At 45.7% G+C, this 22,836-nt stretch carries 18 protein-coding genes and 1 pseudogene; 8 read left to right on the plus strand and 11 right to left on the minus strand.

The window, feature by feature from the left end:
* The first annotated feature begins 44 nt into the window (after positions 1-44).
* Complete coding sequence (locus RID09_RS26345) at positions 45-779, plus strand: WecB/TagA/CpsF family glycosyltransferase (protein ID WP_446338881.1); 735 nt, start codon at positions 45-47, stop codon at positions 777-779.
* A 19-nt stretch (positions 780-798) separates the two neighbouring features.
* On the opposite strand, the gene RID09_RS26350 is transcribed toward RID09_RS26345, so the two are convergent.
* The 4 genes from RID09_RS26350 to RID09_RS26365 form a co-directional block, all read right to left on the minus strand.
* Positions 799-2,661, minus strand: a complete 1,863-nt coding sequence (locus tag RID09_RS26350) for a response regulator (protein ID WP_446338882.1) — start codon at positions 2,659-2,661, stop codon at positions 799-801.
* 258 nt (positions 2,662-2,919) lie between these two features.
* Positions 2,920-3,606 carry a PEP-CTERM sorting domain-containing protein gene (locus RID09_RS26355; protein ID WP_446338883.1) on the minus strand — a complete coding sequence of 229 codons (687 nt, stop codon included), beginning with the start codon at positions 3,604-3,606 and terminating at the stop codon, positions 2,920-2,922.
* 103 nt (positions 3,607-3,709) lie between these two features.
* Entirely contained in the window at positions 3,710-5,458 is a 1,749-nt protein-coding gene (locus RID09_RS26360; RefSeq protein ID WP_446338884.1) for an NAD+ synthase, read from the minus strand.
* Between the two features lie 52 nt (positions 5,459-5,510).
* The gene (locus RID09_RS26365; RefSeq protein ID WP_446338885.1) at positions 5,511-6,902 is read right to left on the minus strand and encodes an RNA-guided endonuclease InsQ/TnpB family protein; all 1,392 of its coding nucleotides are present in this window, start codon (positions 6,900-6,902) and stop codon (positions 5,511-5,513) included.
* Between the two features lie 57 nt (positions 6,903-6,959).
* Between RID09_RS26365 and tnpA the strand changes: the two are divergent.
* From tnpA to RID09_RS26380, 3 genes and pseudogenes are all read left to right on the plus strand, one after another.
* Positions 6,960-7,185 (plus strand): annotated as a pseudogene (gene tnpA / locus RID09_RS26370) (IS200/IS605 family transposase); the annotation flags it as partial.
* 179 nt (positions 7,186-7,364) lie between these two features.
* Entirely contained in the window at positions 7,365-8,240 is an 876-nt protein-coding gene (locus RID09_RS26375; RefSeq protein WP_446338886.1) for a DUF928 domain-containing protein, read from the plus strand.
* 101 nt (positions 8,241-8,341) lie between these two features.
* Positions 8,342-10,627, plus strand: coding sequence for a CHASE2 domain-containing protein (locus RID09_RS26380; RefSeq protein ID WP_446338887.1), 2,286 nt, complete (start codon positions 8,342-8,344; stop codon positions 10,625-10,627).
* 24 nt (positions 10,628-10,651) lie between these two features.
* On the opposite strand, the gene RID09_RS26385 is transcribed toward RID09_RS26380, so the two are convergent.
* The 6 genes from RID09_RS26385 to RID09_RS26410 all read right to left on the minus strand — a co-directional run bounded on the left by RID09_RS26385 (position 10,652) and on the right by RID09_RS26410 (position 16,371).
* Positions 10,652-11,458 carry an EAL domain-containing protein gene (locus RID09_RS26385; RefSeq protein WP_446338888.1) on the minus strand — a complete coding sequence of 269 codons (807 nt, stop codon included), beginning with the start codon at positions 11,456-11,458 and terminating at the stop codon, positions 10,652-10,654.
* Positions 11,459-11,672: 214 nt separating this feature from the next.
* Positions 11,673-12,854: an aldo/keto reductase gene (locus tag RID09_RS26390; RefSeq protein ID WP_446338926.1), complete on the minus strand. Its 1,182-nt coding sequence runs from the start codon at positions 12,852-12,854 to the stop codon at positions 11,673-11,675.
* Between the two features lie 219 nt (positions 12,855-13,073).
* Positions 13,074-14,792: an alpha-glucosidase family protein gene (locus RID09_RS26395; protein ID WP_446338889.1), complete on the minus strand. Its 1,719-nt coding sequence runs from the start codon at positions 14,790-14,792 to the stop codon at positions 13,074-13,076.
* A 121-nt stretch (positions 14,793-14,913) separates the two neighbouring features.
* Entirely contained in the window at positions 14,914-15,480 is a 567-nt protein-coding gene (locus RID09_RS26400) for a zinc ribbon domain-containing protein (RefSeq protein ID WP_446338890.1), read from the minus strand.
* Positions 15,481-15,770: 290 nt separating this feature from the next.
* Positions 15,771-15,968, minus strand: coding sequence for a hypothetical protein (locus RID09_RS26405; RefSeq protein WP_446338891.1), 198 nt, complete (start codon positions 15,966-15,968; stop codon positions 15,771-15,773).
* Positions 15,952-16,371, minus strand: coding sequence for an alpha-amylase family glycosyl hydrolase (locus RID09_RS26410; RefSeq protein WP_446338892.1), 420 nt, complete (start codon positions 16,369-16,371; stop codon positions 15,952-15,954). The genes RID09_RS26405 and RID09_RS26410 overlap by 17 nt, the downstream gene beginning before the upstream one ends.
* A 390-nt stretch (positions 16,372-16,761) precedes the next feature.
* Here RID09_RS26410 and RID09_RS26415 point away from each other — a divergent pair, with 390 nt between their 5' ends.
* Both RID09_RS26415 and RID09_RS26420 read left to right on the plus strand, forming a co-directional pair.
* Positions 16,762-18,096 carry an aromatic ring-hydroxylating dioxygenase subunit alpha gene (locus tag RID09_RS26415; RefSeq protein WP_446338893.1) on the plus strand — a complete coding sequence of 445 codons (1,335 nt, stop codon included), beginning with the start codon at positions 16,762-16,764 and terminating at the stop codon, positions 18,094-18,096.
* Between the two features lie 139 nt (positions 18,097-18,235).
* Positions 18,236-18,721 carry a sterol desaturase family protein gene (locus RID09_RS26420; RefSeq protein ID WP_446338894.1) on the plus strand — a complete coding sequence of 162 codons (486 nt, stop codon included), beginning with the start codon at positions 18,236-18,238 and terminating at the stop codon, positions 18,719-18,721.
* 70 nt (positions 18,722-18,791) lie between these two features.
* Here the strand turns inward: RID09_RS26420 and glgX are convergent, their stop codons facing one another.
* A complete protein-coding gene (glgX, locus tag RID09_RS26425; RefSeq protein WP_446338895.1) occupies positions 18,792-20,915 on the minus strand; it encodes a glycogen debranching protein GlgX in 2,124 nt (707 codons plus the stop codon).
* A 358-nt stretch (positions 20,916-21,273) separates the two neighbouring features.
* On the opposite strand from glgX, the gene RID09_RS26430 reads away from it, so the two are divergent.
* Complete coding sequence (locus RID09_RS26430) at positions 21,274-22,071, plus strand: pantothenate kinase (protein WP_446338896.1); 798 nt, start codon at positions 21,274-21,276, stop codon at positions 22,069-22,071.
* Positions 22,072-22,469: 398 nt separating this feature from the next.
* Positions 22,470-22,652 carry a hypothetical protein gene (locus tag RID09_RS26435; protein ID WP_446338897.1) on the plus strand — a complete coding sequence of 61 codons (183 nt, stop codon included), beginning with the start codon at positions 22,470-22,472 and terminating at the stop codon, positions 22,650-22,652.
* Positions 22,653-22,836: the final 184 nt, after the last annotated feature.

Consider the following 22,836-nt stretch of genomic DNA (forward strand, 5'->3'; position numbering starts at 1 on the left):
CTGCTAAGTGTTAATTTGATGGGAGAATAAGCAACAACCTGATTATGTGTGAGACCCCGAAGCCGTTCCCTGTTATGGGACTATCTGTTCACCTACTCCAAGAGTACGATCGCTGGTTGGGTAATCGCCTTGGGCAAAACCTGGGGTGTCATGTGGTGACATTGAATGCAGAAATGGTAATGCAGGCGGAGTGTCATCCAGCTTTGGCAAGTTCAATCCGACAAGCGGAATTAGTTGTCCCTGATGGTTCAGGTGTTATCCTTTACTTACTCCTCCACGGTATCCGACAGCAGCGTTGTCCAGGAATTGAGTTGGCAGAATCGTTACTGCAACAGGCGGGAGAATGGGGTAAGTCTTATCCGGTTTTTTTCTATGGGGGTCAACCGGGTATTGCTCAAGCGGCGGCTAAGATATGGCAAGAACAATACCCGAAACTCGCGATCGCAGGAATTGAAGATGGCTATCTTTCCCCAGAAGCTGAAGATCAACTCAAAGTTAGATTAGCAAAAGAACAACCGCCATTAATTTTTGTCGGTTTAGGGGTTCCCCGTCAGGAGTTGTGGATTGCTCAAAACCGACATTTGTGTCCTCGATCCATTTGGATTGGCGTTGGCGGTAGCTTCGATATTTGGGCTGGGGTTAAATCCCGTGCGCCTGTCTGGTTGCGGAATCATCATTTGGAATGGCTCTATCGACTCTATCAAGAACCTTGGCGCTGGCGGCGGATGATGGCTTTACCGCAGTTTGCCCTCAAAGCGATCGGACAACGTTTTGCTTAATTGTCTTATGTCACTACCACTAACTGCTACTACTGGATCGACGTTCTAGCCGATTTAACACACGGGTAATGAGTTCAGGCTCTACTATCGGTTTTTTCACGTAATCATCAGCACCGACGGTAAAAACTTGCTGCACCGTTTGCACTTCTGTATGGGCGGAGAGAAATAGCACGGGTAAGTTATTCCAGCGTAAGTCATGACGAACCACTTGACATAACTCTATGCCACTATATTCCGGCATTTCTACGTCTAAAATTAGTAAGTCAGGGGATACGGCTTCTAGGACGTCCCAGAAGCGTTGGGGATGTGCCAAGGTAGTCACCTTTAGTCCCCAGGGTTGCAGCAAGTGGCGCAGCAGGGCGAGGATTTGCTCGTCATCATCCACGACTAAGACTTTAGCTTCCCCCAATTTCTGCTGATTAATCGCTTGAGTCACCGCGTGCAAAATTTCTGGGGGAGTCATGGGTTTCTGTAAAAAGGTAGCAGCACCTAGACGAGCGGCTTTTACTCGACTGCTGAGGTGATTTTGACTGGAAAAGATGAAAACGGGAATTTCTGAGTGTTGGTTAGCGAGTTCTGCTAGGAGTTCAAAGCCGTTTTCTTGGGTGTCAGCAAAGGTGAGATCCAGCAAAATTACATCAGGAGGATGTAGCGCGATCGCTCGTTTGGCGGCTTGAAGGTGAGGGGCGCTATTCACCTGCAATCCCCAGGCTTTTGCTTCGATTTCTATATGTTGAGTGAGGATCTGATCATCGTCAATAACCAATAATTGGGCTGGGGAAGTGGAAAAAGTTGGCGGATCACAGACAGGGGGCGCCACCTGAACAAGGGCGGGTTTGGTTGCGATCGCCTGTTGGAGTGAGTCTATTAAATGTTTCAGCTTCTGGGCGTCTGGCGGCGTTGCTTTTGTCTGAGTCTGCAAAAGCTGTTCGATTTCGCGTGCGATTTGAGAACCCTCTGCACAACCAAACGATCCTAATGAGCCAACTAATCGGTGTGCTTCCATTTTGGCATGCTCATAGAGTTGCTGATTCAGGGTTCCTGTCGCTAGGGTTAAACTCACTTGCCTAAATACGTCTAGCTTTTCCGGGAGGCTTTCTTTAAACTTTTGCCAAATTTTGGCAACCGCCGCCATGACTTTAGCTTCAGACGTGTCATGATAGATTTCTACATTTTCCCGGATTTTTTTGTCTTCTTGTTCCTGAGTGGGTGCATCTTTGAGGCGATACCCTACGCCGTATACTGTTTCAATTAAATTAATTTTTATCCCGGCGGCTTTAAGCTTTTGCCGCAACCCTTTAATCTGGGTGGTTACGGCTTCCTCACCGGGAAATTCATCACTCGACCAAATGTGATTGAGGATAGCACTGCGGCTAAAAATACGTCGAGGATGACGCAGGAATAGTTCTAACAATCCGTATTCTTTGGGTGTTAAGTGTAATAATTTTCCTTTATACATCACTTCACCCGTATCCGGTTCTAGCCGCAGCTTCTCCCAGGTCAACACCTTTGATATTGTGGAGTGACGCCGCCGCAATAATGCCCGAATTCGCGCTATCAATTCGCACAGATCATAGGGTTTAATTACATAGTCATCCGCACCCGCCTCTAATCCGCGAATGCGATCGGCGCTACTTCCCTTAGGGCTGACGAGGATAATCGGCATTTGAGAACCCTGATGGCGCAGTTTTTGGCATAGATGAATGCCATCTAGCTTTTGAGGTGTGACGTCTAAGACAGCTAAGTCATAGTGAGAGGTTTGAGCCAGTTCCAGTCCATGATCAGGATTCGTTGCTGCTTCAATGGTGTAGTTATGGGCTGTGAGTGCTTCAATCAGGGGTGAAGCTGTCACTGGATCATCATCGACTATCAGAATCTTCATGGGAAAGGGGAGAATTGGGAATGGGGTTGCTCTGTATTCCCTTTGATCTTCACCTTTTTCTTAGGGATTCTTGACTGAAAAGTACACAATCCTCAATAAAAGTTAGGATTAATTCAAGAAAATGCTGTACCTGTAGGGGACAATTCATGAATTGTCCCCTACTTATAGCAGTCGCCAAAGTCCTTAGGACATCAGATGAATGCCGTTTATTATTTCGATGCACGCAGGTGTGTCCTAACCGTTGTGGCGGTTGCTATATCACCGCTGGCGACGACGGATTAGAGTTAATGAGCCAGCGACTAGTCCTAATGCAGCTAACGTTGCTGGTTCAGGGATAGATTCCTTAGTTTCCATAGCCGTGATGATAAAGTCTTGGAAATCTCCATCGTTTCCACCACCTTTGTCATCGAAAGCAATCGTCACTTTACCTAAAGCCGGATCAGATGAACCTTCTCCTGGTTCAGTATAGGGAGGCAGAACGACGCCATCGAAAACAAACGCCTGACGATTTGCCGGAGTATTTAGAGCATCGGTGGAGTAAACGAACCCATTTGTTCCGGCTGGCTTGTTATTCCCGGAGAAGAGAGCCAAACTGTATTCGATACCAGCTTCAAAGGTGAACAAATTTGTGCAAGAAGAGCTACCAGGTACTGTTACACTGGTTGGACAAGTCCCAATAAAATCGGGACTTGTATCATCAAACGGCTCATTCTCCTTAAACAGAGTAAATACTGGGTCGGTCGGATTAGCCGCTTCTACAATAAATAAGGTGGACTTGAAAGCGCCTTGAGACCGAATGAAGTCAAAATCTATTTGGGTATCCGTATCAAATAAGATACCGTTATTGCCAAACTCGACTGTCGCTGCTTTGGCTGGCATGGTAGATAGGGTTAACGCACTGCCAACGGCTAATCCGAGAATAGTTGAGGTTGTTTTGAGATGCATAGTCTAGTTTCCGTGGTCGTTAGTGAAAAGGTTGCTATGCTATCTATAGTATGATAGGTTGGCTGCTATACAGCATTTTCAGTGTAAAATTCTTTATCTACCTTTAGATAGATTTCTTAACCGCGACCCAACGACTAGCTATGGGCATCCGCCAACCGGTACCAAATGCCCGATCAGTAATCTTTAATCCTGGTGGTGCTTGGCGGCGCTTAAATTCTGCCCGTGCTACCATTTGCATCACTTTATGGACAATCTCTGGATCATGTCCGGCGTCGATGATTTGGTGGGCAGATTGATGGTCATGAATCAGGCGTTGTAAGATATCATCCAGAATGGTGTATTCAGGTAAGGAGTCTTGGTCAGTTTGATCCGGTTTTAGTTCAGCACTTGGAGGTTTGGCTAAGACATTCGCGGGAATAATTTCTGGTTGGGTATCCGATAAGGGCTTTGGGGTAGCTTGGCTTTGCGATGCCTTAGCTTGGGTAGAATTAAGCCACTCACAGAGGGAATAAACGCGGGTTTTGGGAACATCCGCGATCGCGGCTAATCCACCGTTCATATCCCCATAGAGAGTACAGTACCCCACCGCCATCTCTGACTTATTCCCCGTCGAGATTAGCAGATAGTCAAACTTATTCGCGATCGCCATTAACAAGTTTCCCCGAATCCGGGCTTGAATATTCTCCTCAGCTGTGCCAAATTCGGTGCCGGCAAATAGGGGTTCTAAGGTTTGGTCATACCCCTGCATCAAGTCGCCAATGGGCAAGGTATGAGTTTTAATCCCTAAATTCTTGGCTAAAGCTAGGGCATCATCGATGGAGTGTTTAGAGGAATGGGGGGATGGCATGAGAACACCAAGTACATTTTCTGACCCCAAGGCTTCTGTGGCAAGGGCAGCAACTAGGGATGAATCAATTCCCCCACTCAAACCAATCACCACCCGTTTAAAGCCACATTTGCGGGCATAGTCTCGCACCCCTAGAACTAAAGCCGACCATATTTGAGCATTTATACTCTTTGGGGCGGGTGCGATCGCACTCTGGCGTAAATCCCGTTGGAGGGTATCAAAGTCTACCAGCAAAACATCGGTTTCAAAGGCAGGGGCGCGACAAACCATTTCCCCGGCGCGGTTAAATCCCACACTACTCCCATCAAAGATTAAGTCGTCATTTCCCCCCACCTGATTGGCGTAGAGAATCGGTTGCTGATAACGCCTAGCGCTATGTTGCAACATAGCTTCCCGCAGTTGTTGTTTGCCCACACTATAGGGCGATGCGGAGAGATTGACGATCAAATCAACCTTTTGCTGGACTAAGTCGGTAATAGGATTGAACTGATAAGTACGCTTCCCCCAAAACTCCTCATCGTTCCACAGATCCTCGCAAATCGTCACGCCAATTTTAATTGGGGTAGCTGAGTGTGCCTCTAATGTAAATGAATTAGTCTGGACTCCGGCTTCAAAATAGCGGTTCTCATCAAAGACATCATAGGTTGGCAACAGGCGCTTATGAAACACCTGCTGTACCTTACCGCCCTCCAACAGGGCAATACTATTGAATAAAGGTTTACCTCCCGAACTCTCAGCTTTGGGATTCGCTGTCACTGTTCCCACCAAAACCCCTAGGGTTGAGGGTAACTGTTGGGCTAAGGTGTCCAGACATTCTGTCATGGACTCCATAAAACTGGGATTTAATAGCAAGTCTCGCGGCGGATATCCACACAGGGATAGTTCAGGCGTCAATAAGAGGCGGACACCCTGACGCGCCGCCTGATTCGCCGCATCAAGGATTTTTTGGGCATTGCTGGTTAAGTCGCCAATCGTGGGATTGAGTTGTGCGATCGCAAGTTTCATCAGAGACACTCAATAGGCTGGCTAGGTTCAAAGTGACGTACCCAACGCTCCCCTACGGGAGAGCGTGGGCAACTGATGCCTTGAATAAGACGGTCAGAACTTCCTTAGCGGTACTATTAGTAGTAGAGGAAACTACTACCGGATTCCCGCGACGGCGTTTTATGGTGGGGAACACGTCCAGCCCCACACGTTTGAGGTTGATAGCGGCATTAACATCTCTGTCAACCCAGAGTTTTAGCTCTTCATCCCAGTAGCTACGAATAGAGCAGTCGGTGAATACGAATTCATCCTTATAGCTCAAGAGCTGGGATGTGTATGCCGGATTCTTTTCAATTACACTAGCCCCAGCTTTTCCAGCTATGTAACCGAGGATTGAAAAGAATTGTCCATAAGCAGCGTCAAGCCAGGATTTATTTAGTCCGGACTTGGCGCTTTGTCCGTTGTAAAGATACTTCCCTTGCCCATCCTGTTTAGGGGCATTGCGCTTAGTTAATCCGGCAATGTTTAGAGCTTCGTGGAAGAAGACTTTTTTACCAGTTCTTACTAACTTATGGGCAGTTTTGTACTGAAAGTCTTTACGAGAACGCGCAATTTGTTGATGCAACTTACCTTCATGTTTGGCTAGCTTTCTGCGCCGCGACGATCCCTTTTTCCTCGCATTCTTCTTGGTTTGAAGCTTACCTAGCTTACCTAGGCTCTTCCTCAACGGTTTAAGAGAAGGGAGATTTTTTCCTTCTGATGTTGCCAGGTAAATATCCTCATTTAGGACAGCATCAATTCCCATTGAGTTGTCCCAAGTCGGGACGATTTCTTCAGGTTTGAACTCAGGAACGGATCGAGCGTCTAACACAAAGTTAGCGTACCATCCATCCGATTTCTTGGTGACGCTGACTTGCTTGAGATTAAATCCGGCTGGGAGAGGGCGATGAGTTCTGACTTTAACCAACCCAATTTTGGGTAGCTTGAGATAAAGCCATTTACCATTAACTGTGCAAAACTTTAGCCACTCATTTTTAGCCCCATCGAACACCATTGTCCGGTAGCGAGACTCGTTCTTAATCCTGGGTCTTCCCGAACGCTTTCCGTTTTTGTCTCCTTGAATATACCGGGTCATAGCCTTCTCAACTCGTTTGCAAACATCTTGCAAAATAGTAGAGTAGACCCCGTTGAAGTTCAATAACTCACCCGACCACTTCACCAGCACCAAGTCTTCTTTAATGACTGGAAGTTGAAGTTTTTGATTGTAGTAATTGGGGCGGTCTTTGAGTTCCGGAAGATGACAAACTAAGGGACAGGCATTAACCGAGCAACGATTTTGCTCCCACCAATTTATCCGCTCACCTAGCATTCGGTTGTACCAATAACGGCAAATCCGCAAACTCTCAGTTAGCTGAACTTTCTGAGAAGATTGCGGATAGATGCGGTACTGGTACGTTGTCTTCATCGGGGTGTTTGTTTTTGGCTACACTGATTATAGCAAATAAATGTGCAACTGTTTATCGTTCATCTTCTGTTTCAGTACTACCCTCAAATGTCTTTACCGAAATTTGAAGGGTAGCCTTAAGTCCGTTTCTAGCCGCAGGATTCGGCAGGAATTTTCGGATGAAGTAAATGCCACTTACGGGAAAGATGTGTTCTGGAACAAGTCCTACTTTATCGCTTCGTGTGGTGGTGTTACTGTTTCTGTTCTTAAGAAGTATGTCGAAGGACAAGATACACCGGATTGACAGCCTCCGTACCTTCGGCTGTCCGCCTATCCATCCCGACGCTGTACCCTACGGGTACAGCGCGGGGCTTCCGGCGAAGAAAGCTAACATGTCATTAGTCGTTAGTCATTAGTCTTGCCGTAACTGATGACAGGAACTAGCGTTGAAGACAATCGTCATGGCTTAGATTGAAAGCGACTGTGGCAATAGATCTCAAGACTAGATTAGAAGAAGGTTATACCATGGGTGGTCTTAAGCATTTTACCTATCTCGGTACGGTTACGCTAATCTTCGGGTTGGCGTTGGCTTTCGCTGCACCTCGAATCAAAGCCCAGTCATTCGATATTAGTTTAAAGTTTCCTCCAGGAGAAAATATTGGCGCACCCCAGAGAACCGGCGGGGGCGGACAACGGGGTATAGCTTGTGTTACCGGAAAGACACGATTAACGGCGCTAACGCCAATGAATAATCTAACGACTACCATATCTTCCAACCCCAGCTTGTTTTGGTATATTCCCCCCACACAAGCGCAGTCAGCCGATTTTCTGCTTGTGGACGAGGAAAACCAGGAAGTTTACTACTATACACAAATACCCCTAACCCAAATTCCCGGTATTTTAGAATTCAAGCTTCCTGATCACATCTCTCTGGCAACTGACACAAGGTATAGTTGGACATTGGCATTAGTGTGTAACCCTGATGATCGCAGTAAGGATCATGTTGTTCGAGGTTTAATCCAGCGTCAACCGATTCAGAACGGAACCACCCCACCCGCAGAACTGCAAACCCTTCTTGATGCACTCGTAAATCAACCCGAACGGATCAAACAACATCTTCAAGACGAAGCCTCTAACTATGCCAAAGAAATGATTTGGGCAGAAACGCTGATGATTTTAGCTCGACTCTATCAACAATTTCCCAATGACTCCGCGATCGCAGATGAGATACAAGAATTGTTAACATCGGTGGAGTTGGACAATATTCCCATTGAGTGTTTGGTTCACTCCTGTGCGGTTGAAACTCAAGATGCTCAGGAAACTCAAGATGCTGAGGCGATGAGAGAGTTCAAAGATTGACATCCTCCCCCAGCTGAAAGCACGGGGGATTCCCTACCAGTTATTTAAGCCTCTAAATTCCAGCTAGTCGAATATATCCCACTCAGAATCTATTAGTTTAGATGTACAAATCCTGTAAGCGGTGGCTTTGGCAATGGCGTGGCGTTTGGATAGTTAGCCCAACGGTTACAGCTTTGATCATTCTCCTGCGGTGGATTGGGATGCTGCAAACTTGGGAATGGGCATGCTATGACCAATATATGCGTTGGCGTCCTTCCGCACCCTTGGATCAACGAATTGCGATCGTGGGGATTGATGAGGCGGATTTGAAAAAAATTGGGCAACTTTCTCGATCGATTCTTCCGGATCAGATTTATGCCCAAGCTATTGCTAAACTCAAAACCCATAACCCTAAAGCTATTGGTCTGGATGTTTATCGGGATTTACCCGTACAACCGGGTCATCAGGAATTAGTTCGCATCTTTGAAACAACCCCCAATCTGGTGGGGATTGAGAAAGTGGTTGGGGATAAGCGTCAGGATGCTGTCGCCGCCCCCCCAGTGTTGAAAGCGAAAGGGCAAGTGGGCGCTAATGATGTCATCTTTGATGCCGATACTAAAGTCCGACGCGCACTCTTACAAGTTGAAAATGCCAATGGAAATGTGATTCCCAGTTTCGGATTCTATCTAGCACTTCTCTATCTTGATGCTCAAGGAATTAGCCCCCAACCAATACCAGGCGAACCCAATACCTGGCAGTTAGGAAAAAGCACGTTTTCTCGCTTCAAAAAAAATGATGGGGGTTATGTCCGCACGGATGACGGTGGCTACCAAATCTTATTGAATTATCGAGGTAGCAAGGAACACTTTGAGACTATCTCATTGCATGATCTGCTTGAGGATCGTATCCCTCCAGATTGGGGACGCGATCGCATTATTCTGATCGGCTTTGTGGGTGAGAGTTTCCAAGACTGGATTTTTACACCCTACAGTAGCAGTTGGTTCGCTTTGCCCGAACGTATGTCTGGAGTAGAGTTGCATGCCAATCTTACCAGTCAAATCCTGAGTGCGGCGCTACAAGGGCGTCCTCTAATTCAAACATTCTCCCAACTCAAAGAAAACCTGTGGATTTTTTTCTGGTCTACTGTAGGCGCTATTTTAACCTGGCAGGGACGGTATCAGGTGAACCGGCGACGGGCATCTGTACAACGATTTTCGGGACTGATCCTGGCAGGGGGTATCGTGGCGGGTAGTAGTTATGGAGCGTTTTTAATCGGATGGTGGATTCCCGTGGTTCCGCCTCTGCTGGCTTTATCGGGTTCAGTGATGGCTATCACCAGTTACCTTGCCCATCAAGTGGCTAAAATCCGCGAAACCTTTGGACGCTATCTCACTACTGAAGTTGTTGCGAATGTCTTAGAAAACCCTTCAGGGGCTAAACTCGGTGGTGAACGGCGCACGGTTACTATTTTAACGTCGGATTTAAGGGGGTTTACTGCCCTGACTGAACGTTTAACGCCAGAAGAGGTGGTGAACATTCTCAACTTTTATTTTGGCACGATGACGGATGTGATTACTCAATACCAAGGCACAATTGATGAGTTTCTTGGGGATGGAATTTTAGTTCTGTTTGGTGCGCCGACGCTTCGTGAAGATGACGCCCGCCGCGCGATTGCTTGTGCAGTGGCGATGCAGTTGGCAATGACATCTGTCAATGAACGAATGAAGCTTCTGGGTTTACCGCCGTTGACTATGGGCATTGGTATTAATACGGGGGAGGTTATCGTTGGCAATATTGGGTCATCGAAACGGACGAAATATGGAGTGGTGGGCTCTCAGGTTAATTTAGCCTATCGCATCGAATCCTATACGACAGACAGTCAAATTCTGATTTCTCAGTCTACTCTAAATGCGGCTGGATCTGGGGTGAGAATTGATGGAAAGATGCGGGTTCAACCCAAGGGATTGCCCAAGCCCATTCCGATTTATGAAGTGGGGGGAATCGGCAAACCTTACTCCTTGTTTTTGACTAAACCTGAAGAACAATTTATGCCGTTGGTCGAGCCGATTCCTTTACACTACACTTTTTTGGATGGCAAGCATGTCAGTGATCTATTTTTTAGGGGAACTTTAGTAAAACTTTCTGCCAAAGGTGGCGAGATTTGCTCAGAACAAGTCATGGCTCCTTTGACAAATATCAAGATTAATTTACTTGTTGATGATCGGTTAATTTCGGTGAATGAGGATATCTATGCCAAAGTGTTAGATAAACCCAGTGATGATAATTCGTTTTATATTCACTTTACGTTTTTACCGCCGAATGTAGAAACAATGCTATCCAATCATTATAAGTTACTTCGTCAACTTCAGGGCGAAAGTCAGGAACAGGGAACAGGGAACATAAAATAGAAGTTCCTCTATTTTATGATTTACCTAAAAAATAGGCGTTCTCTTGAGAATAGGGGTAGGTTTACCTAAGTAAAACCCTTGGGCATAATCTACACCTAACACCTGCAATCGTTCCAGAATCGCTACATTTTCGACGTATTCGGCAATGGTCTTAATTTGCTTCGCCTTAGCCATTTGTACAATAGCACAGACAATGGCTTCAGAGATGGGATTGTACACTACATCCCGCACAAACATACCGTCGATTTTGACAAAATCTAAGGGTAATTCCTTGAGATAGGCTAAACTCGACATACCTGTACCAAAATCATCCAAGGCAAACTGACAACCTAGGTTTTGCAAGCGCTGGATAAATTTCCGGGTTTTGTCCAAGCTGGTTAATGCTACCGTTTCGGTAATCTCAAAGACTAAACTGCTGGGGGGAACAGGATGGTTGATGACGGCATTTTCGAGAAAGTTCAGAAAGCTGTCATCGTTAACACTGGAACCGGAAAGGTTAAATGCAATAATACACCCACAATAATAATCCCTTGCCCAACAGCCCATACATTTGCTAGGGTGGTAAATGCCATTGAAAAATGATTCCAGAACCCAACGATCAATAGATGGCATTAATCCTGATTTTTCGGCACAGGGAAGAAAATAGTTGGGTAGGATGATCCTGCCATCTTGTCCCACCATTCGGATTAAAATTTCCTTGTGAACATGACCCTCGTTTTCACCCTGACGGAGAGGGAAAATCGGTTGAAAGTATAAGCAAAAACGATCTTCTATAAGGGCAGTTCGTAATGCTTGACTACTGGTTGATTCTTGACAGAGATTTTCTCGCACATTTTTCACCTCCAATTTGCCACCTGCTTCTGTTTACCCCAATGCTACCAGAAAGGTGGTTATAGAACAGGTGATAGGGATAACAATTAAGCGTGAATGAGGGGAGAAACAAACTGATGTCGCAATCCTAAATGAGTTAGGAAATCTTCTGTTGCCAGTTAAGAGTTCGTTTGACTCACCGAAATGCTTCCGACTCCAGTCGAATCGCTATAGGTTATTGTTGGGATAAGCGTTTAACAGTTGCACCTCCTAAGCGCTGATCCGCATCTTCGAGTAAAGTAGGAATTGTATCAGCATGGGGACTCCGGTGTAAACATGGCTGAAGATCGAATTTTCCGATTTTATCGGCTTTAGCACCCGGAAACCAGTGTCCCGCATTGGTTAAGAGGTTGTAACGCATTTTAGCGTATTCAACCATATCATAGGCGAACGCTAAATTTCTCAGCCACAAAATTACCGGGATATTCACTCCACCAGGGGTTTCCTCGTGGCTGGGTAAACCGATGTGCCAGGTTTTGAACCAGTCTTCACCGAGTCGTGCGATCGCGGCTTCTTCTAATCGTGCGACAATGGGGGGTAATAGTTCATCAACCTGATCCAATAATTCAACCGCTTTCAGGTGTTCATCAAAATCACTGGGGCGGGATGCACCTAAACTTAAGGTATGTACCTGGGGATGGGAAAGGCAAAATAAGTCATTAAATACCATTGGACTCAACGGTTGACAGAGTTCAACTAACCGTTGCGGCGGTTTATACAGCATTCCTCCTTTATCCGACGGACTAATAATAAAAACGCCCATATCGTGACGGGTGGCGGCTTCAATCGCCGACCAATTAAACTGATTGATGTAGTACCAGTGCAGATTTACATAATCAAATTGATCCGTTTCAATAGTTTTGATAATTAAATCAGTAGCGCCGTGGGTAGAAAAGCCAATAAACCGCACTTTTCCTTGGGCTTGCAACTGATGAGCCACATCCAGACAGCCCCCAGGACGAATGCTATCATGGAGTAATTGAGGCGTGTTTATTCCATGAAGTCCGAGTAAATCAACATAGTCCAGTTTCAGGAATTTCAATGATTGTTCAAACTGACGCCGAAATTCTTTGGGGTCTGATTTAGGACTAACTTTTGTCTGGACAATTAATTGGTCACGGAGAAATGTAGGCAAAATCTTGCCTAACTGCATTTCTGACGTGCCGTAACCCCGCGCCGTTTCAATATGATTAATGCCGACTTCAATCCCTCGACGAATCGTTGCGTCTAAGTTGTGTTGATTATCTTGAGGAATTAACCAGGCGGGCATATCTTTCCATTTAAATTGATACCGCATTCCGCCGCAGGAGAGTACTGGCATTTGTAGTTCGGTACGCCCAAATCGTCTGTACTGCATCATAAGTGTGATTAGAAGTCGCTGAAGTCCAGATTCTGTGAACTAAATCCGGGTTGACTAACCCCTTTATCATCCAGTCCGCGCAGGCGGACTTGGTTTGTGTAACCGCGATTAAAATCGCCCGATCTCAAGGGGGGCTTAGGACAAAGGGAGAATCCTACCAAATCCCCCCTTTGTTAATCAATGATGCCCAAACCTCTAGGCTTTGAAAATTAAACGTTATTCAGTTGAATAATTTCCAAAATAAACGCCATAGCCGGGAACTTCTACAACGCCATTATACCGTCTGTTGATAAAATCAGACTCATCGGCTCTCAAACAATTGGGGTAGGGCGATAAATCAAAATGAACAGGTAGTGGACTCAAATTAAACAGACAAAGGAGGTTTTGTTCCTCACATTGGCGGGTAAATCCCACTAGCGGTTCATCTGTATCCAGCAGCGTTAAATTCCCTTTAAGTAAAGCCGGTTGTTGCTTGCGCCAATGAATCAAACGGCGATATTTATTCAAAAGAGACATGGCTTCATGATCCTGCTGGTCAATCGCCTGATCGCGATGTTCCTCTGCAATGGGTAGCCAGGGTTCTGCTGCTGCGGTAAAGCCAGCATTAGGCGCATCTTTGAGCCAGGGTAGGGGGGTGCGTGAGCCATCTCGACCTACAATTGATGGATACCCGGCTAGTCCAAAGGGGTCTTGCATTTTTTCAAAGGGAATCGTGGCTTGGGTTAAACCTAGTTCATCCCCTTGATAAATACAGCAACTTCCCCGTAGCGAAAGCTGTAGCGCGATAAACAGATGGTCAAAGATGGCATGAGTGAATTTATCATCAATGAGAAACTTCAGCCAGCGGCTTTTGAGTCGGGGAAAATCATGGGTACCCCCTGTCCAGCAAATCACCCCCTCTTGAAAATGGGTCTCTACCTGCTCGATCATTTCGCGCACTCGCTCATAACTCAAAGGTTCATCATGCATCAAGACTGAGTTATAGGCTGTATGTAAACGTTTCTCGCCTTTAACATATTCACTGGAGGTGATAATCGTATCTTCCGCCGAACTAATTTCCGCCAACGTCATTGTTCCGGGATATTGATCCATCAATTCCCGAATTGGTTTAAGAAATTCCAAGGTTTCCGGTTGGCAAAAGTTATATTTATTCAATTGAGAGAAAAATGGATCGTAGGGATCTGCTCCAGCCGGTCGCTTCATATTTTTGGGTCGGGGTGGATTATCCCGCAGTTGGCGATCATGGGTAAAGAAATTCACCACATCTAGGCGGAAACCATCGACACCCAAATCTAGCCAAAACTTTGCCACATCCAGAATGGCTTGTCTAACCTCTGGGTTATACCAGTTTAAATCGGGCTGTTCGGCTAGGAAATTGTGCAGGTAATACTGTTCCCGTTGAGAGTCCCATGTCCAAGCACTCCCACCAAAGGTTGAAAGCCAGTTGTTTGGCGGCGTCCCATCTGGCTTTGCATCCGCCCAAATATACCAGTCAGCTTTGGGATTATCATGACTACTGCGACTCTCTAGAAACCAGGGATGTTCGTTTGATGTGTGGTTCCATACCTGATCAATGAGTACCTTTAAGCCCAACTCATCTGCCTTCTTCAGGAGACACTTGAAGTCTTCCATTGTGCCAAAAATGGGTTCTATCGCACAATAGTCAGAAATATCATAACCAAAGTCCTTCATCGGGGACTTGAAAAATGGTGAAACCCAAACCGCATCAACGCCCAAGGAGGCGATATAGTCCAGTTTTTGCGTGATCCCCTTCAGATCACCGATACCATCCCCATTACTATCCATGAAGCTGCGGGGATAAACCTGATAAATAACGGCACTACGCCACCACTCATTGGATTTTTGATTTGGGTTGGGTTTTTCAACCTTGTCTAAGGTGGTAGATTTGGGATTGAGGGTAGATTGTTCAATCATACGCGATTAAATTTATTTGTTGTTACCTCTTGTGGCTTTACTCTCTAAGCCTCTAAGTACAGCGTGACTTGAAGAACTAAAACTAAGCTAACGCTATAGTTTTAGATTCGGGAAGCAGGTTTCACCTTGTTTCCCATTCGGTTTTCAGGTTAAACAAATCAAATTGAACATATTTAACCTTATATTTAACCTTAGATGACGGATTCCTAGGACTCACGAGCAACCCCAATGACTCCCTCTTTTTTGGAGAACCTGTTATTTCAGGTTTAGGCGTGACTTTCCGATTGACCAACGGTAGAGAAACTATTCCAAGCTTTTCTTTTGCACGATTAGCTATCACTATTGCAGCATCTATATCCGCGCCTGCATAGTGACCGCAACATTCGCATACAAATTTTTCTTTATCCCTATTTTTAGGAGAAGTAAACCCGCATCCTGAGCATTGTTGAGACGATTTACGCGGATTTACATTTATGTATGTTTCAATATCAGACCTTAATGTTGTAACCCAGTATGTTTGTTTGTTGTAAAGAGAGCAATAATCACCTAAAATAAAGCGAGACTGACAAGTAAATTCTCTGTCACCTATCATTCGATTTTTAACATACCGGATGTTAAGCCTATCTTGCTCGAAGGCTTTTTCTTGGTGCTTGTTTGGTTTCAACTTAAACTTGTAAGTAATTTGCATACGCTCTCGACCTCAGCGAATGTCTATAGTAAAATTCTAACGTATTCGCTTAGCCCTGTCAATGAAAAAGCTTAGTGGAGGGACTGTTTACTCGATCTCAATCCATTTAGTCCTAGTTACTAAATACAGACAGAAAGTAATAACAAGTGTAAAGTCAGTAAACAGTGTTCAGTGAACAGTTATCAATAAGCAGTGCTAAGTCGGTGATAACTGATAACTGACAACTGATAACTGATGAGGAAACTAAGATAAATTTAATTCCCCAAAAAAGACGCCATAAGCGGAAATTTTTAGCCGATCGCATGATAAAATTCCTCTGGATAGGGATTCCCTTCAGCATCTTTTCCTGTCCAACAGGATTTGAGACGACCATAATCATGATTTCCGACAATCCAGCAATTACCCCCTTCGCTGAAATACTGTTGCACTTTCTTCAGGGTATCGCGCATTAATTTAGCGCTAATCGGTTCATCAACCAGCAGAACCATCGTCTTTGGCGTCTGCCCAAACATACCAATCGGCTTTGGGATTATCCCGACTTTTTTTACTTTCCTGGAACCAATGATGCTGATCTGAGGTGTGATTCCAAACCTGATCAATCATCACTTTCAGACCCAGGGTATGGGATAGGTTCAGTAATCGCTCAAAGTCTTCCAGCGTCCCAAACATTAGATCAACCTTACGCATGTCGGTAATATCATAAGCTAGATCGTTCATCGGGGATTGAAAGATGGGCGTTAACCAAATGGCATCGACGCCAAGGGCAGCTATATAATCGAGTTTCTCAATAATCCCTTCTAAGTCTCCTTTGCCATTTTCTATGGTGTCTTTAAAACTCCACGGCGAAATCTGATAAATGACAGCGTTTTTCCACCATTGCTGGCGTTGCATGAAACCTCCTTTTTTTCACAGAAACAGCACAATAAATCTCAGGTTGAATTAACCCGATTTCAGGTGGAATGCCAAATAGTATGGCGTTGTTCTCGCTTAGCCTCTCTAGGCGATTGCCTCTTGAATCTACACAGCTAACATTTCAGCAGCAGCCTTGTGCCATTCCTGCGGCGATAGTATCAGGATTGTCTCGTTAACTGGTAGCCACCATGTCTACAGGAATATCCTGACAGGGGGTAAGCTGATGATTCATCCTTCTAGGGTAGGAATCAATGATGAACGTTTTTCCCAGATTCAGCTCATCTCACGCTTTGATGTCGTGGGTTTCCAGCCGCCTTTTCTGTATAAACTTGGATAGGAGCCTTATGAGAATGCCCTGTTGCCTAAACCATGACCCATTCCTTCGATCGCACACAAGCCTGGTATCCCGTTCATTACCTTAAGGATTTAGATCACTCCCAACCCACTCAATTCACTCTGCTGGGTCGAGATCTAGTCATCTGGTGGGATAAAGTTGCCGATTGCTGGCGTGTTTTTGACGATCAATGTCCCCATCGACTTGCTCCCCTGTCACAAGGTAGAATTGCTGAAGATGGGCTGCTGGAATGCCCCTATCATGGTTGGGCATTTACAGGAGAAGGAACGTGCGATCGCATTCCTCAACAAACTGAAGACAGTACCGCCCAAACCTCCAAACGCGCCTGCGTTACCGCCTTACCCACCACTGAACGTCAGGGTCTATTATTCGTTTATCCCGGCAACCCAGAAAACGCGCCCAATGTCAAGGTTCCCATCGTCGAACCCTTGGACGATTCCTCAGAGGAATGGGTATGCATTGACACGTTTAGGGATTTGCCCTACGATGCGTTGACATTATTGGAAAACGTGCTAGATGTGAGCCACGTTCCCTTTACCCATCATCGCTCCGTCAGCGATCGCGCCTATGCCAGTCCAGTTGAGCTAGAAGTTACCGAATCCGGGAAACAGGGGTTTAAAGGAGTTTGGGAACAAGGACCCCGTAAAGGAACCCTCGGACGCCAAGACACCACATTTATTGCCCCCACATTAATGTGGCATGACCTCACCTCGAAACAATTTGGCAGAACCATGACGGTGGTGTATGCTACGCCGATTCGCAAGGGAGAATGTCGTTTATTTGCTCGCTTCCCCTTTAAATTTGCGGCTAAACTCCCCGGTTTCTTCATTAAACTCACTCCCCGTTGGTACTCTCACATTGGGCAGAATGGGGTTTTGGAAGATGATCAAATTTTTCTCCATTATCAGGAACGTTACCTCGATGCTAAAGGCGGGAGTTCCAATTTCAGCAAAGCGTTTTATCTACCCACAAAAGCCGATCGTTTTGTGTTCGAGTTCCGCCAGTGGGTGAATCAATATAATGCAGATTCATTCCCTGACGAACCCCTACCTCCCCGATTATCACAAGAAACGCTACTGGATCGGTATCACTCCCATACGATAAAGTGTAAAAGTTGCAGCACCGCCTTAGCTAAAATTCGGCAGATTCGTCGTGGTGTTGCTGTCGTGGGGGCAATTGCTTGGGCGATTATCCCGTTACTGACGCTGTTTTTTGACAAAACGGCAACCATCTCAGCCATTTTCTCCAGTGGGGTTGCGTTAATTGCTAGCATCGGCTGGTTTGGATTGGGTAGGTTGGAACGACGATTCTATGAAGGGCGAACGGTTCCACCACGTAATCTTCCCTAGCGTAGGGGTGGGTTTTACCAATAACGTTTTGGCACTGATCCCGCCCTTCTTAGGCAGCCGGGAGATAAAAATTCCCCGATAATATACTGATAAGCAAATTGTCGCTCAATTAGTTAGTCGAACGTGTGAGGGAAAAGAGTTGATTAGCCCAATCATCTGTTTTGTTCTGGCATTTGTCCTGGCTTCTTTCGTGGAATACTGGATGCATCGCTTGATGCACGCTAATGCCCGCATTGGTGAACGTCATCGTGATCATCACCGCCGCAATGAAGGACAGGGGGTGCTGTGGGAGTTCCGGGATTATGTGCGGGGTAGCTTTATTGTCATGTGCCTCCTATTCTTCTATTCTTGGCAAGTTGGACTCGGTTGGTTCCTGGGTGGACTTTTTTATGCTGCCTTTTGTGCCTATGCCCATCAGCTACAGCACGAAAATCCAAGACGGTGCTTCTGGATGAAAATGCCTGTTCACTATGTCCACCACAAATATAAAATGTGGCATCACAATTTTGGTTTAGCTGTAGATTGGTGGGATCGGGTTTTCGGGACGTATAAGCCTGTAGAATGGCTAACCGATGAGGAATTGAAGCAACCCGAACGCGGGTATTTACAATTGCGATGGTGGTAGATGGGGCAGATGAGGAAGATGGGGGAGCATAATTATAGAGACGTAGCCTGCTACGTCTCTACAACTAACCTTATCGTCGTCGCAACACCATCACCGATCGCGCGGTGACAGGGATCGGCTTATCCTCGGTATAGCTGATCTCTTCCTCGATAAAGCGAGGCTTATCGGTGTCAATCAAAACCAGCCATTCCCGGTCTTGCAATCCTGGGGGGAGCGTAAATTCAATCATCTCATAGTGAGCATTGAAGCAGAGGAAGAAACTATCATCCATGACTCGTTCTCCCTCATCCCCCCGCGCGGCAATTTCTTCACCGTTTAAGAAAATACCGATCGCTTTGGTATATCCTGCCAGCCATTGATCCTCTGTCATATCACCGCCATCGGGGTTGAACCAAGCAATATCCTTAACGCTAGAACCGTAGATAGCGCGACCGAGGAACCACTTGCGTCGCCGGAAAATCGGATGCTGGCGGCGGAAGTAAATCAGTTGACGGGTAAAGTTGAGAAGTGAGGCATTTCCCTCCGGTAAATCCCAATCAAACCAGGAGATTTCACTATCCTGACAGTATGCATTATTATTCCCGTCTTGGGTTCGCCCAATTTCATCGCCGCCTAAGAGCATGGGGACGCCTTGGGATAGCATCAGCGTCACCAGAAAGTTGCGCCGCTGTCTATTCCTTAACTGGAGAATCTCTGGATCATCAGTTTCTCCTTCCGCCCCACAATTCCAGGAACGGTTATGGCTTTCCCCATCCCGGTTTTCTTCCCCATTGGTGTCGTTATGCTTGTCGTTGTAGCTTACAAGGTCATTCAGGGTAAATCCATCATGGGCGGTAATGAAGTTAATGCTAGCACTAGGTCGGCGTCCGTTGGACTCATACAAGTCAGAACTTCCGGTGAAGCGATAGGCAAATTCAGCTAAACTGCTATCTTCACCTCGCCAAAAGTCTCGCACGGTATCTCGATATTGCCCATTCCACTCTGACCACAGCAGGGGAAATTTACCCACTTGATAGCCTCCCATGCCCACATCCCAGGGTTCAGCAATCAGCTTCACATTTGAGAGGACAGGGTCTTGGTGAATAATATCAAAGAATGCCGCCAGACTATCCACCTCATAGAGTTCTCGTGCTAATGCCGAGGCTAAGTCAAAGCGAAAACCATCCACATGCATCTCTAGCACCCAATACCGCAGGCTATCCATAATTAGCTTCAGGACTTGGGGATGACGCACGTTCAGGGAATTACCACACCCGGTAAAATCCATGTAATAGCGGAGGTCATCTTCTACAAGGCGGTAGTATGCCACATTGTCAATTCCGCGCAGTGAAAGGGTAGGACCGAGATGATTTCCTTCGCCGGTATGATTGTAAACGACATCCAGAATCACCTCAATGCCCGCTTTATGCAGCGCCTTGACCATTTCCTTAAACTCACTCACCTGTTGCCCTTGAGTCCCACTGGCACTGTAGTTGGCATGGGGCGCCATATAGGCAATTGAATCGTAACCCCAGTAATTCTTTAACCCTTTATCCACTAAATGTCCCGGTTGGGACAAGAAGTGATGTACGGGGAGCAATTCCACCGCCGTAATCCCCAAAGTCTGAAGATACGCGATCGCGGCAGGATGCGCCAGTCCAGCATAGGTGCCGCGTAAGGGTTCAGGGATGTCTGGGTGTAGCTGAGTGAAGCCTCTAACATGGGTTTCGTAAACAATAGTTTCGTGAGCCTGTCGTTGCAGGAATTCGTCATCTTCCCAGTCAAAAGACTCATCAACAACGACGGCTTTGGGAATGAGGTGAGAATCATCAATTTCAGACAATATCAAGTCTTTCTCTGGATCATCCCACGGATAGCCAAAGATTTCCTCTCCATAGCCAATCTCGCCATCCAATGCCTTAGCATAAGGGTCAATTAGCAGTTTATTGGGATTGAAACGATGACCCTCCTCCGGTGCATAGGGACCATGGACTCGGAAACCGTACCGTTGTCCCGGACTAATCCCCGGTAAATAACCATGCCAGACGAAGTTGCTGACTTCCGTCAACTCCAACCGTGTCTCCTGATTCTCATCATCAAATAAACAAAGCTCGACAGCCTCTGCGTTCTCACTGAACAAAGCAAAGTTTGTGCCTTTGCCATCCCAAGTTGCCCCTAAAGGGTAACTTTTACCGGGCCAAACGGGTACGTACATACATGAACCTCCTTATCCATCAATATAAAATACTCAAGCTCAAGGCAACCTTTCTCCTAAGCCGTAAGATGGATCTAATTACTTATCGCATTTGCACCTGATCAGGATTAACCAACAATGAAAGCAGATTATTCCCTCCCCCCAGCAATGAATGCCCTTGATTGGTAATAGGTAGATCAGCAAATCAATGGTTTGGGGGATTGCCAAGGTCAACTACTGTTTTTAGAAGTGAACTGGGATAAGTCAAACATCCAACAGAATTGGTAAGCGGTAATTTTGAAACTTTTATTGCACCCAATGGTATACATTTAACCTATCCCATCTCCAATCTCCAACGTTTAAGTAATTTTAACCGAACATGAATGTCCAAGACCATTATGTCGCATTGATGATTGGTAACTCTCGGCTGCACTGGGCTTGGTTTGCGGGAGATACTCTCCAAGATGCTTGGGATACCCAGCATTTTTCAGCAGCAGAGGTGGAATGGCTCATCCAACACTGGACATCTGGTCTTCTACCTACCACCGTTTTCGGTGAACCCTTCCTTTCCTGGTATTCCTCCAATCAATACCTACCCCTTTATATCGCTTCAGTCATTCCTGAGCAAACCCCATTGTGGCAAACCTATCCTGCTGCCCACGTCATTACTCTAGAGGATGTACCGCTTTTAGGCGTCTATCCCACCTTGGGCATTGATCGCGCCCTCGCTGTGTTAGGGGCAGGGGAAACCTATAATTATCCAGTGCTGGTGATTGATGCGGGGACAGCACTAACCTTTACGGGTGTCGATGAGCATCGCCATCTCGTGGGTGGTGCTATTTTACCAGGACTCAAATTACAACTAGAATCATTAGCCCACAAAACAGCCGCCTTACCTTCTATCTCACCTAAGTGCCAATTACCCAACCGTTGGGCAGTGGACACGTCTGAGGCGATTGAAAGTGGCGTTATTTATACTCTACTAGCAGGAATTCGAGAGTTTATTGCCGACTGGTTGCATCGATTCCCTAACAGCCCGATTGCCTTAACTGGCGGAGACTCTGACTTGTTGCTAAACTATTTACAGATTCAGCATCCTCAAATTTCCACTCATGTTTTTGCCGATTATCACTTAATTTTTTGGGGAATTAAAGTTGTTGCTTCAAAGGGAGGATAAAGGAGGCAATATGTATAGTCACAAAGACATAATTTTTGGGAAAATTAATTATAAGAAGCATTGAGGTGGATATAAGAGCGCAATTTGAGAATATTTTATCCACCAAAAAATCGTTTTATATATGTTAAGCACCTCAAAAAAGCAGATTAATTCGTTCTCTGGCAAAAAATGGATTAGATTGACCCGCCCTTGCCCCTAGTCTAATTACGACTTATTTTTTAATTTTTCTCGACATATTTTTATGAAAAAAACTCTTGAATAATTTTCATCAGAAGAGTATTAGCTTTACCATTTTTTAGCAACAACTTCATCAAAAAAATATAAGTAATACACGGAATTTAGCTTTGGACTTGGAATACTAAAACTAGGTAAAAGTAAACCATTCAGACCCTAAATAAATGTCCTTTTCCAACCCAATCCAGCTATTTGAACTCAAAGATATGGAAGAAAATCTGGCAGAACTCCTGTCTAGATGTCGTCAATTACAAAAGAGTTTAGTCGATGACCAAGACACCGAGGTGCAAAATCAGACGGCTTCTCCTGACCAAGAGCCGGACTCAGATGATACATTCTGGAGTTGAGCATTTCGCTAACCCTACCTAAATCAAGATACCATCTAGGGACTGCGCTCAACTTTCGTTCAAAAGCGCGATCGCATTATTGGATAACCTTGACCAGGAGGTGTATAGAGCGGCAAGATTAATTGTCGATTATAGTATTCAGTCCTAATCGGCAGGTTGGCGAAGACTAAGGGAAGGGGGAGTT

The sequence above is a fragment of the Coleofasciculus sp. G1-WW12-02 genome (assembly GCF_040219735.1).
Classification (GTDB): Bacteria; Cyanobacteriota; Cyanobacteriia; order Cyanobacteriales; family Coleofasciculaceae; genus Coleofasciculus.